Annotated in this window: 11 protein-coding genes; 7 read left to right on the forward strand and 4 right to left on the reverse strand. The window is 34.8% G+C overall.

Features of this window, described 5'->3' with window-relative positions; genetic code table 11:
- Positions 1 to 40: 40 nt before the first annotated feature.
- Entirely contained in the window at positions 41 to 952 is a 912-nt protein-coding gene (locus CD127_RS05795; protein ID WP_103366066.1) for a fumarylacetoacetate hydrolase family protein, read from the forward strand.
- A 124-nt stretch (positions 953 to 1,076) separates the two neighbouring features.
- The gene (locus tag CD127_RS05800; RefSeq protein ID WP_103297612.1) at positions 1,077 to 1,478 is read left to right on the forward strand and encodes a YisL family protein; all 402 of its coding nucleotides are present in this window, start codon (positions 1,077 to 1,079) and stop codon (positions 1,476 to 1,478) included.
- Positions 1,479 to 1,561: 83 nt separating this feature from the next.
- Here CD127_RS05800 and CD127_RS05805 read toward each other — a convergent pair whose 3' ends face one another.
- Both CD127_RS05805 and CD127_RS05810 read right to left on the reverse strand, forming a co-directional pair.
- Complete coding sequence (locus CD127_RS05805) at positions 1,562 to 2,887, reverse strand: CoA-disulfide reductase (protein WP_103366067.1); 1,326 nt, start codon at positions 2,885 to 2,887, stop codon at positions 1,562 to 1,564.
- A 209-nt stretch (positions 2,888 to 3,096) separates the two neighbouring features.
- A complete protein-coding gene (locus tag CD127_RS05810; RefSeq protein ID WP_103366068.1) occupies positions 3,097 to 3,921 on the reverse strand; it encodes a Cof-type HAD-IIB family hydrolase in 825 nt (274 codons plus the stop codon).
- A gap of 120 nt (positions 3,922 to 4,041) precedes the next feature.
- Between CD127_RS05810 and CD127_RS05815 the strand changes: the two genes are divergently transcribed.
- The 3 genes from CD127_RS05815 to clpB all read left to right on the forward strand — a co-directional run bounded on the left by CD127_RS05815 (position 4,042) and on the right by clpB (position 9,609).
- Positions 4,042 to 4,350 (forward strand): metal-sulfur cluster assembly factor, encoded by a 309-nt coding sequence (locus tag CD127_RS05815; protein WP_011276244.1) that lies wholly within the window; start codon positions 4,042 to 4,044, stop codon positions 4,348 to 4,350.
- 494 nt (positions 4,351 to 4,844) lie between these two features.
- Entirely contained in the window at positions 4,845 to 6,668 is a 1,824-nt protein-coding gene (locus CD127_RS05820; RefSeq protein ID WP_103366069.1) for an acyltransferase family protein, read from the forward strand.
- A gap of 331 nt (positions 6,669 to 6,999) precedes the next feature.
- Complete coding sequence (clpB, locus tag CD127_RS05825) at positions 7,000 to 9,609, forward strand: ATP-dependent chaperone ClpB (protein WP_103366070.1); 2,610 nt, start codon at positions 7,000 to 7,002, stop codon at positions 9,607 to 9,609.
- Between the two features lie 226 nt (positions 9,610 to 9,835).
- On the opposite strand, the gene CD127_RS05830 is transcribed toward clpB, so the two are convergent.
- Positions 9,836 to 10,036, reverse strand: coding sequence for a DUF2929 family protein (locus CD127_RS05830; RefSeq protein ID WP_103366071.1), 201 nt, complete (start codon positions 10,034 to 10,036; stop codon positions 9,836 to 9,838).
- A 234-nt stretch (positions 10,037 to 10,270) separates the two neighbouring features.
- On the opposite strand from CD127_RS05830, the gene CD127_RS05835 reads away from it, so the two are divergent.
- Positions 10,271 to 11,212: a beta-ketoacyl-ACP synthase III gene (locus CD127_RS05835; protein WP_103366072.1), complete on the forward strand. Its 942-nt coding sequence runs from the start codon at positions 10,271 to 10,273 to the stop codon at positions 11,210 to 11,212.
- A 13-nt stretch (positions 11,213 to 11,225) separates the two neighbouring features.
- Positions 11,226 to 12,470, forward strand: coding sequence for a beta-ketoacyl-ACP synthase II (fabF, locus tag CD127_RS05840; RefSeq protein WP_103366073.1), 1,245 nt, complete (start codon positions 11,226 to 11,228; stop codon positions 12,468 to 12,470).
- Between the two features lie 80 nt (positions 12,471 to 12,550).
- Here fabF and CD127_RS05845 read toward each other — a convergent pair whose 3' ends face one another.
- Positions 12,551 to 12,928, reverse strand: coding sequence for a DUF3899 domain-containing protein (locus tag CD127_RS05845; RefSeq protein ID WP_103297604.1), 378 nt, complete (start codon positions 12,926 to 12,928; stop codon positions 12,551 to 12,553).
- Between the last annotated feature and the right edge of the window lie 115 nt (positions 12,929 to 13,043).

The following is a 13,043-nucleotide window of genomic DNA, read 5'->3' on the forward strand; positions in this document are numbered from 1 at the left end:
TATAATATGAACTAAGATATAGATGAGGAGTTGATAATGAATGAAATTCTTATCATTCAAGTATAATGACGCTGAATCATATGGCGTTAAAGTTAAGCGTGAAGACGCAGTTTGGGATTTAAAACAAGTTTTCGCTGAATTTGGTGAAGGTGACTTCCATCCGAAAACATTATTAGAAGGTTTACAACAAAACCAAACGTTAGATTTCCAAGAGCAAGTACGTAAAGCTGTTGTTGCTGCTGAAGAAAGTGGCAAAGCAGATGATTACAAAATTGCGTTTAACGATATTGAATTCTTACCTCCAGTTACACCTCCAAACAATGTAATTGCGTTTGGACGTAACTATCAAGATCATGCAAGTGAATTAAATCATGAAGTAGAGCGCTTATATGTATTTACGAAAGCCGCTTCATCATTAACTGGTGACGAAGCAACAATTCCAAATCATAAAGATATCACAGACCAATTAGACTACGAAGGAGAACTTGGTATTGTTATTGGTAAAGCCGGAGAGAAAATTCCAAAAGCTTTAGCACTTGATTACATTTACGGTTATACAATCATTAATGACATTACTGACCGTACTGCACAACAAGCACAAGACCAAGCATTCTTATCTAAAAGTTTAACTGGCGGTTGCCCAATGGGACCTTACATCGTCACTAAAGATGAACTTCCAACACCAGAAAATGTTAACATCGTTACTAAAGTTAACAATGAAATTCGTCAAGATGGTAATACAAGCCAAATGATCAATAAAATTGATGATTTAATTGAAGAAATTTCTAAATATGTTGCTTTACATCCAGGTGATATTATCGCTACTGGTACGCCAGCTGGTGTAGGTGCAGGTTTACAACCACCTCAATTCTTACAACCTGGAGATGAAGTTAAAGTTACAATCGATAACATCGGTACTTTAACAACTTATATTGCTAAAGATAGCGAATAATATATTATTTTATAAATTATGAAAGGTCGCCGTTATGGCGACCTTTTTTAATTATAAGAATTTTAACTATATATGTTATGATATTAAGGTGAAAGTAATAATAAGTATGGGGGAGGAATTTGTCTTGTTACATATGCATATTTTAAGTTGGGTTCTAACAATTGTGTTATATGTTATTGCATTTTTACATATTTCTAAAAAGCAAGGCCCTACACCAATGTTTAAACCAATACAAATGGCATTAAGAGTATTTATGTTATTAACATTGTTCTCAGGCTTCTGGCTTTTAATTCAAGAGTTCATGGCAGCGAGTCATGGCGGTGGCGGCAATCATATGTTGCTAACGTTAAAAATGCTTTGTGGTCTTGGCGTCGTAGCTTTAATGGAAGTTTCGATTGCTAAAAGAAAAAAAGGCGAAGCAAGTCATGGATTATTCTGGTCAACAATCGTGCTAATCATTATTACAATGGCTTTAGGCATCATTTTACCATGGGGGCCTTTAACTAAAATGTTTGGTTTAGGATAAATTTTAAAATTAATAATATAAAAACTCGAAGTCACTTGATAGTCTTATTAGGAGTGCTATCTCATGGCTTCGAGTTTTTGTTTTTATTTAATGTCGCGAGCTTGATAACCAATCATATTGATTAAATCTTTAGGATGGCTATATGGTGGGGCATAAGCCACTTCAAATTCAGTAAGTTCATCTACAGTAACGCCTGTCATCATTGCCATAGATAATACATCTATACGTTTATCTGCACCTTTTTTACCTACGGCAGCTGCACGTAATAATTGTCTATTCTCTTTATTAAAATAGACGCGTAAGTGCAATTCGCTATTCCCTGGGTAATAACCAGCATGAGCGCCACTTTTTAATTCCACCATTTCATAGTTAAAGTTATCTAATTCTGAAGGTTTTACTCCAACACTAGCGAAAGTATAGTCAAAGAATTTCACAATATTTGAGCCAAGATAACCTTTAAACGTTACTTCGTGATTACCAGCAAGTTGTTCTGCAATAATACTTGCGCCACGATGTGCGCCCCAAGCTAAAGGCACTTGTGCTGATAAATCTACGTGACGATAATGGGATGTGATTGCATCGCCTAGCGCATAAATATTAGAAATATTCGTTTCAAATTTATCATTCACTGGAATAAATCCTTTATCATCTAACTCGATATTTGATGAGTTCAAGAATTTAGTATTAGGATGAGTGCCCACGCCTTCGATAATTAAATCATAATCTTCTTTTTTACCAGATTTAAACGTTACTGTTTGTCCTTCAATTGTTTCAATTTCTTCATTTAAGCGGTAAGTAATACCGTTTGCTTCAAGTTCATCAAAAATAGGTTGGTTCATATCTTGATCCATTAATTTGTTTACCTTTTCAGAGCGATGAATCAATGTCACATTTAATCCACGATGATGCAAATTCTCTACAACTTCTAAGGAAATATAACCTGCACCAACAACTAGGGCTTTCTTAGCTTGGTGTTGTTCAATATAGTCATCAATGGCATCAGTATCTTCCATATTGCGCAACGTGAATATCATGTCACTGTCGAATCCTAATCGATTTGCGCTCGCACCAGGACTTAAAATTAATTTGTCATATGATTCTTCAAATGTTTCGCCAGTTTGATGATTTAATACACTTACTGTTTGCGCTTTATCATCTACACTAACTACTTCGTGATACGTTTTCACAGTAATATTTTTCTTGTCTTTAAACTTTTCAGGTGTAAGAGGTAAGACATCCCCGCGTTCAGTTATAACGTTACCGATGTAGTAAGGCAGGCCACAATTTGCGAAACTCATGTCGCGGTCCTTTTCAAAAATAATAATGTCACTGTCTTCATCTAGTCGACGAATCTGGCTAGCACACGTTGCACCTCCAGCTACAGCGCCGACAACAATAATCTTAGTCATATATAATCCTCCATTATCTATGTCATAAAAATAGTGAGGTTGAGACATAAAGAATTTATGCTCTGGGAAACCGATTAACGGCGTCCCAAAAGCAGGATTTTCGGCAGAATCTCTCACAACTCGACAAAATTTGAGAAACAATTTTGCTCATTGTTCGGTTCTGCTCAAATCCTAAACGCTTTTGTCCCGACCTCACTCTCAAATAACGACTATCCTTTATAAGGAATATTTAGTTCAAAGAAATCGTTGAGATAACGTCCAATACCATCTTCATTATTGGAATGCGTAATATGGTTGGCGATATGTTTTAATTCGTCCAAACCGTTATCCATAGCGATTCCATATTTAGCATATTTAATCATTTCTATATCATTATCTTCATCACCGAAAGCGATAATATGAGATGGGTCGATATTTAAATAATCTTTCACATGATCGATACCACGTGCTTTACTTATACCACGTTTCACGATTTCGATAACAGGAAATGGTGCGCCCCAACGACGGTGTTCAATATTCTCAGCATAGAAGCGAGTCAGCATTTGTTTGATACGAGGAATATTGACTTCTTCCGCCTCAACCAGAATAGAAGTAGGGGCTTCATCTAATTCTTCTAGTAAATTACCCGTTTGAATTTTAGGATTTCCCATTGAAAAGCCTTCAAACAAACGTGGATCAGGATTATTAATGAATACATGATCTCGAACTTCAGCGATAATGTTCGTCACATTCGCTTTTTGAAGCGCTTCAATCATACTACGAGATAAATCTACATCTAGTACTTCATGTGTCGTTTCAAAATCATCTGCTTTAGGATGGTGAACATAGGCACCGTTGAAATTAACAATAGGCGTATCCATATTAAGTTCATGATAGTAAATTTGACTCGCACGATAAGGACGGCCAGTCGCAATCATGATACGGTGTCCTTGCTTCTTCAATGTTGTCAAAACTTGTTTTGTATATGAACTAATTTCTTTATTATCATTTAATAATGTTCCATCTAAGTCTAAACAAATTAAATAAGGTTCCATAAATTTCTCCTTGAGTAACATATCATCAAATTTTCTGTTTAGTAGTATCATAGCATTTTATTGGCGTTTTGTCGGATATTTGATATATTAAGGGAAAGATAATATTGAGAGGTGATACTAATGGAAGAAGCATTAAAAGATAGTATCCTTGGTGCACTAGAAATGGTAATTGACCCTGAATTAGGTATTGATATCGTTAATTTAGGTTTAGTATACAAAGTGAATGTTGATGATGACGGTCTATGCACAGTCGAAATGACATTAACATCAATGGGTTGTCCACTCGGACCACAAATTATAGAACAAATTAAAACTGTATTAGCTGAAATTCCTGAAATTCAAGATACAGAAGTGAATATCGTTTGGAATCCACCATGGAATAAAGATATGATGTCTAGATACGCTAAGATTGCCTTAGGCGTAGGCTAGACTTGGTGAAGAAGCAATAGTACACATCATCGTTGTACTATTGTTTTTTATTTTCTTTGAAAAGGCAGTACCAAATAGCAGACAAATGAATAAAATAAATATCGGTTTCAAAAAGAAACAAAATCAACGAAATGACATTATTGTAATATAAATTGAATTTGTTTATAGGTTATACTACAATACATAGGACTTATATCATAAGTGATACATAGGGAAAGTTATATTTAGTAATTTTTTAAAAGACACATATTTATTATGTAACAAGCTAGTCGAGAAATTGAATTAAAGGACATACAGTATTATATCGTGCATTAAAGTTCAGGCACCTCAGTATAAAACACGACAATCATACACATTAATATTCGAAAGTGTAGAGTAACTCATATTTACTTATGTTGATGATCATCGGCTTACGTTTTATCCTAATTTGCAGTGCTTTTAAATGTAATGAATTTATATGAAATTTATTATTTTATAGGGAAAGAATGTGAACAATGAAACTAGAGTTAAACAAAAGTAAGCATCGTAAGACTAAAATGCGCTACATGCCTGGGTTAGATGGTTTAAGAGCAATAGCTGTTATTGGCATCATTATTTACCATCTTAATCGACAATGGCTGAAAGGTGGCTTTTTAGGTGTAGATACATTCTTTGTAATTTCTGGTTACTTAATAACGAGTTTACTATTAAAAGAATACGAAGAAACTGGCATCATTAACCTAAAACAGTTTTGGATGCGACGCATTAAACGTTTACTTCCAGCTGTTTTAGCACTTTTACTTGTGGTTGGGTTAGCCACATTAATATTTGAACCGCAACAAATTGTTCGCGTGAAACATGATATGTTAGCTGCACTATTTTATGTTTCAAACTGGTGGTATATTGCGAAAGATGTAAACTACTTCGAACAATTTTCATTTATGCCACTTAAACACCTATGGTCTCTAGCTATTGAAGAACAATTTTATTTATTTTTCCCATTTGTGTTAGTCATTTTATTATTGACGATTAAAAAGTATAGAAATGTTACATTGATATTTTGGATTGTATCGCTAATTTCATTATTAGCAATGGTAATAATTTCACAACCAAACGTAGGCTATTCTCGCGTTTACTTTGGTACAGATACGCGTTTACAAACCTTGTTACTTGGTGTGATATTAGCGTTTATGTGGCCACCTTTTAAATTAAAAGCGAACCCACCAGCTGTTCTACAACGAACGATTGATGGTGTTGGTATCGCCGGTTTGGTCATGTTAATCATATTATTCTTTACGGTAAGTGATAACAGTTCATGGATATATAATGGAGGGTTCTACCTCATTTCAGGCATGACATTATTGATTATTGCTAGCGTGGTTCATCCGACTACGATATTAGCAAAGGTACTTAGTCATCCTGTGCTTGTCTACATTGGTAAACGCTCTTATAGTTTATATTTATGGCACTTTGCGGTTATCAGTTTCGTCCATATTCATTATACGGATGGGCAAATTCCAGCTTATGTCTATATTATTGATATTATCTTAACTGTTTTATTTGCTGAATTGTCTTATCGTTATGTAGAAACGCCGTTTAGAAAAGAAGGGCTTAAAGCTTTCTCATTCAATCGTTTACGACGACCTAAATTTATTAGAACCATCGTTACAGCGATTTTAACGATTCCGTTATTATTAATATTTGCTGGCGCATTTGACCGTTTTGGAAAAGATGAAATAGCGGATAAAGCAAATTCATTTAATACGAATGAAACGGACAAATATTTAGTGAGAATGATGCCAGGAGAAAATATTAAACTTGATGGTTCATCAACTAAGAGTAAGAAAAAAGATCAAGTTTATACAAATATTAGCCCATTATTAATTGGGGACTCTGTAATGGTAGATATTGGAGAAACATTCAAATCTCAAGTTCCAAAAGCTACGATTGATGGTAAAGTTGGACGCCATTTACAAGAGGCATTATCTGTGGCTGATAATTATACCAATTATAATAAACCTTCAGATCAAGTTGTTTTAGAACTTGGTACAAATGGTGACTTTTCAAAAGAAGAGTTAGATCAATTGATTAGTAAATTTGGTAAAGCGCAAATTTATTTAGTTAATACACGCGTGCCAAGAGATTGGCAAGATAATGTTAACAAACAATTAGCTGACGCAGCTAAAACACATAAAAATGTTACATTAGTCGATTGGTATAAACGTTCTGAAGGTTATTCAGAATACTTTGCTTCAGACGGCGTTCACTTAGAAAATAGTGGTGTCGAAGCATTATCTGATGAAATACTTAAAGAAATTAAGAAAAATACTAAAAATTAATAATGATGACAGACCAGTTTAGTGAGACGACTCATTGAACTGGTCTGTTTTTTGTTTACATTTGATAAATCAAAGTTTGACTTTTAAACTATGAAGTTAAGAAATTTGATGTTTATCTATGAGCATTATGTGATAAAACATGGTGTGAAAGGTATTAATGAAAACGTGTGAGACCAGTAGTGGCGTGCATTTTCAAAAAATAAAAAAAGCTGAGTATAAATGTTGCTTAATAGTCAAAGAAGGTCTATAATGTAATTAAGGTCAAAGAAAGTCAAAGTCAAAAAAGAAGTATTTGATCTTGCTCTTATTAAATAAGTAGGGGTGAATAAATTTGGATATTAATCAAATGACATATGCAATTCAAGGCGCATTACAAAAAGCGGTTGAATTGAGTAAAGAAAATGAATTACAAAATATTGAAATTGAAGCTATATTAAAAGGAACTTTAGAAGAAACTGATAGCTTATTTAAAAGCATATTAGAACGCGCAAATATAGATACTGATGAATTAAATCAAGCGTATACAAATAAATTAAAAAATTATCCTTCAGTGCAAGGAGATAATATTCAATACGGACAATATATCGGTTCAAAAGCTAATGAATTATTAAATAAAGCTGAATCATATATGAAAGAATACGAAGATGAATATATCTCAATGGAACACATCTTACGTGCTGCAATGGATATTGACGATATTACAAAACAATTTGTAGGTAATAAAGAAGAAGTTGTAAAAGAAATTATTACTAAAGTAAGAGGGGGAAATCATGTGACTTCACAAAATCCAGAAGTAAATTATGAAGCTTTAGAGAAATATGGTCGTGACTTAGTAGAAGAAGTACGTCAAGGTAAAATGGACCCTGTTATTGGTAGAGATGAAGAAATTCGTAACACAATTCGAATCTTAAGCCGTAAAACAAAAAATAACCCTGTATTAATTGGTGAACCAGGGGTAGGTAAAACTGCCATTGTTGAAGGTTTAGCGCAACGTATTGTACGTAAAGATGTGCCTGAATCTTTATTAGATAAAACAATCTTTGAATTAGACTTAAGTGCTTTAGTTGCTGGTGCGAAATTCAGAGGTGAATTCGAAGAACGTCTTAAAGCAGTGCTTAAAGAAGTGAAAGAATCTGATGGACGTATCATCTTATTCATCGATGAAATCCACATGTTAGTTGGCGCTGGTAAAACAGACGGCGCAATGGATGCTGGCAACATGTTGAAACCAATGTTAGCACGTGGTGAATTACATTGTATCGGTGCTACTACTTTAAATGAATACAGAGAATATATTGAAAAAGACTCTGCATTAGAACGTCGTTTCCAAAAAGTAGGCGTAAGCGAACCAGATGTTGAAGATACTATTTCAATCTTACGTGGTTTGAAAGAACGTTACGAAGTATATCATGGTGTACGAATTCAAGACCGTGCATTAGTAGCAGCAGCTGAATTATCAGATCGTTATATTACTGATAGATTCTTACCTGACAAAGCCATCGACTTAGTCGACCAAGCTTGTGCGACAATCCGTACTGAAATGGGTTCTAATCCAACTGAATTAGACCAAGTTAACCGTCGTGTAATGCAATTAGAAATTGAAGAAAGTGCTTTGAAAAATGAATCTGACAATGCAAGTAAACTTCGTTTAGAAGAGTTACAAGAAGAACTTTCTAATGAAAAAGAAAAACAAGCTGCTTTACAATCTCGTGTGGAACAAGAAAAAGAAAAAATCGCGAAAGTACAAGAAAAACGTGCTGAATTAGACCGTAGCCGTCAAGCTTTAGAAGATGCACAAACTGAAAGCAACTATGAAAAAGCAGCTGAATTACAATACGGTACAATTCCTCAATTAGAAAAAGAGTTAAAAGAATTTGAAGAAGCATATCAAGATGAACAAGGCGACAGCGAACGCATGATTCGTGAAGTCGTTTCTGACGAAGAAATTGGCGATATTGTTAGTCAATGGACTGGTATTCCAGTTTCTAAATTAGTTGAAACTGAAAGAGAAAAATTATTAAGTTTAAGCGATATCTTACACGAACGTGTAGTAGGTCAAGATAAAGCTGTAGATTTAGTATCTGACGCGGTAGTTAGAGCACGTGCTGGTATTAAAGACCCTAATAGACCAATTGGTAGTTTCCTATTCTTAGGACCAACTGGTGTAGGTAAAACTGAATTAGCTAAATCACTTGCTGCTTCATTATTCGATTCTGAAAAACATATGATCAGAATTGATATGAGTGAGTACATGGAGAAACACTCTGTTTCTAGATTAATTGGTGCCCCTCCAGGCTATGTAGGTCATGATGAAGGCGGTCAATTAACTGAAGCGGTTAGACGTAATCCATATTCAGTTATCTTGCTTGATGAAGTTGAAAAAGCTCATAGTGATGTATTCAACGTGTTACTTCAAATCTTAGACGAAGGTCGCTTAACTGACTCTAAAGGACGTAGCGTTGACTTTAAAAACACTATCATTATTATGACTAGTAACATTGGTTCACAAGTGTTACTTGAAAACGTTAAAGATAGTGGTGAAATTACTGAAGACACTGAAAAAGCTGTAATGGATAGCTTACATGCCTTCTTTAAACCTGAAATCTTAAACCGTATGGATGATATCGTATTATTCAAACCATTATCTATTAACGATATGAGTATGATTGTTGATAAAATTTTAACTCAACTAAATATTCGCTTAATGGATCAACGTCTTTCTATTGAAGTATCTGATGATGCGAAAAAATGGTTGGGTGAAGAAGCATACGAACCACAATTTGGTGCAAGACCATTGAAACGTTTTGTACAACGTCAAATTGAAACACCATTAGCACGTATGATGATTAGAGAAAGTTTACCAGAAGGTACTGTGGTAAATGTTGGTTTAGATGACAATCAAGAATTAACTTTTGATGTGAAAAAACCTGAAAATGAATAATGATTTATGAGGGGAAACCTAGGGAGTGTGATGAGCACTTTCTAGGTTTTTATTTTATAGGGCGTATTTATTTCTGCATATTGCTGGGTTTGCTTGCCCTAGGCATAGCTTAAGCCAATGGTTAGAAAGGGTATGATATTTATTCATATATTTAATACAAAAAATACGGTTGATGGAACGTTAAATGTTTCATCAACCGTATTTTTGAACTATTTAATAAGTGTTATTAAATATGTCTGTTACCTTTACGGGCATAATCGTTTGGTTTAATCATAGCGCCTAAGATAGCAATCATAATTGTAATGAATACTGCTATAATGACTGGTGCAATAAAGCTTAAAGAGCCTCCGCCGTTTAAACTGTTTAACACGAAGTTAACCATTTGCATTAAGATTAATGCCCAGATAAATGTGATGAGGTGTTTCATACAAATGACCTCCAAAATTTATATACTTTTATTTTAATGTAAAGCGAATTGTTTGTATAGTGGTAGTAGGGTAAGTGTTAGAATTTGTTCTAAAATTTATGGCGTGCTGTATTTTTTATTAATTTTCCTAAAAAGAAAAGAAAGACTAAAAAAGTGTAACTACTTGAGTTGAGAAGAAAAAATGTGTTAAATTAATACCTGGTATTAAAAAATGAAGTAAGAAGGTGTACGTTCATGAACGTAGGTATAAAAGGTTTCGGTGCTTATGCACCTGATAAAGTAGTAGATAACGCCTATTTCGAAGGATTTCTAGATACATCAGATGAGTGGATTTCAAAAATGACAGGCATCAAAGAAAGACGTTGGGCGAGCGAAGACCAAGATACGTCTGACTTAGCGTTTGAAGCGAGTAAAAAAGCGATTGCGGATGCAGGTATTGAACCATCTGATATAGATATGATTATTGTTGCGACTGCAACTGGAGATATGCCATTCCCATCAGTGGCAAACATGTTACAAGAGAAATTAGGAACAGGCAAAGTGCCAACAATGGATCAATTAGCTGCATGTTCAGGCTTTATGTATTCAATGATTACTGCTAAACAATACATTCAATCAGGAGACTACAAAAATATCTTGGTTGTAGGTGCAGATAAATTATCTAAAATCACTGATTTAACTGACCGCTCTACAGCGGTATTATTCGGTGATGGCGCAGGTGCAGTAGTCATTGGCGAAGTTTCTGAAGGACGCGGTATCATTAGCTATGAAATGGGCTCTGATGGTACAGGTGGAAAATACTTATACTTAGACAAAGATACTGGTAAACTAGTAATGAACGGACGCGAAGTCTTCAAATTTGCAGTTAGAATTATGGGTAATGCGTCTACACGTGTAGTAGAAAAAGCTGGTTTACAATCTGAAGATATTGATATGTTTGTTCCACATCAAGCGAACATCAGAATTATGGAATCAGCACGTGAAAGATTGGGTATAGAAAGAGAAAAGATGAGTGTTTCTGTTAATCGATTTGGTAACACTTCTGCAGCTTCAATACCTTTAAGTATTCAACAAGAATTAGAAAATGGAAGAATTAAAGACGACGATACTTTAGTATTAGTAGGTTTCGGTGGTGGCCTGACTTGGGGCGCTATGGTTATCAAATGGGGTAAATAGGAGGATATAATGTATGACTGAGAATAAAAGAGTTGTAATTACAGGCATGGGTGCCTTATCACCTATCGGAAACGATTCCCATTCAAGTTGGGAGAATGCTTTAAAAGGTGTGAACGGTATTGATACAATTACACGCGTTGACACTGAAGATTATAATGTTCATTTAGCAGGTGAACTTAAAGACTTTAATATTGAAGACCATATGGAGAAGAAAGAAGCACGCCGTATGGATCGTTTTACACAATATGCAGTAGTAGCTGCGCGTCAAGCAGTGGAAGATGCGAAGTTAACAATCAATGATGACAATGCGGATCGTATTGGTGTTTGGATTGGTTCAGGTATCGGTGGTATGGAAACATTTGAAGTTGCCCATACGACTTTACAAAAGAAAGGTCCAAGAAGAGTAAGTCCTTTCTTCGTACCAATGCTTATTCCTGATATGGCAACTGGCCAAGTTTCAATTGATTTAGGTGCAAAAGGGCCAAATGGTTCTACTGTCACTGCATGTGCAACAGGTACGAACTCAATTGGTGAAGCATTTAAAATTATCCAACGTGGCGATGCAGATGCAATGGTAACAGGTGGTACAGAAGCGCCTATTACACACATGGCATTAGCTGGATTCAGTGCGAGTCGTGCTTTATCAACAAATGATGATAAAGAAACAGCTTGCCGTCCTTTCCAAGAAGGCCGTGACGGTTTCATAATGGGTGAAGGTGCTGGTATCTTAGTTATTGAATCATTAGAATCAGCACAAGCTCGTGGTGCAGAAATTTACGCTGAAATTGTAGGTTATGGTTCAACAGGTGATGCTTACCATATCACTGCACCAGCGCCAGAAGGTGAAGGCGGTTCTCGCGCAATGCAAGCTGCGTTAGATGATGCAGGTATTGAAGCGAAAGACGTTCAATATTTAAATGCCCATGGTACAAGTACACCAGTAGGCGATAAGTATGAAATTCAAGCGATTAAGAACACATTTGGCGATGCTGCGAAAGACTTGAAAGTAAGTTCAACTAAGTCTATGACTGGCCACTTATTAGGTGCTACAGGCGGACTTGAAGCAATCTTCTCAGCATTATCTATCCGTGATTCTAAAGTTGCGCCAACTATTCATGCTAATACACCAGATCCAGAATGTGACTTAGACATCGTTCCTAATGAAGCACAAGATTTAGATATTACTTACGCTATGAGTAATAGTCTTGGCTTTGGCGGACACAATGCCGTATTAGTATTTAAGAAATTCGAAGCTTAAATAATTTATTTTTGAAAATGAAAGCCCATGAACGACTCGATGAGTGTTCATGGGCTTTTTTATGTTGTGTGGAAAGATATTTATAAAGTTAAGGAAATAATAATTGTAAGAATAAAGTAAGCAACATTACTTATTAAAGCAGGTCCTACCCACGTAGAAACAAAGTAGGTCTCTTTTTTAGCTTGTTGAGGATTGAAAAAATCATCATGTTCCATTGTTTTCTTTTTAGCACGTGAAGAAAGTTGATAACGAATTCTTCTAAATCCATAACTCGTTGCATCAAAAATACCTTCTTGAACAAGCAAAATGAGAAATATGATGATAAATATAATAAGAGATATGTAAAACAATGTATTGATATATGAAATAAATGAATGATTAGTAAAAATAAGCCACAGTATCACAGATAAAATGGGAGTAATTAGCAACCATATTATCCAGTTCTTTAAGTTCCTCATAGCAATGCCCCCAGTTGACGATTTAATTTATTTTAACTTACTTTCTTTAAAATATATATTCTTATTTATAGATATGCGAAAAATGATTATCAAAGTTCTTACTAAGAATATTATT

The organism is Staphylococcus petrasii, from assembly GCF_002902565.1.
GTDB lineage: Bacteria > Bacillota > Bacilli > Staphylococcales > Staphylococcaceae > Staphylococcus > Staphylococcus petrasii.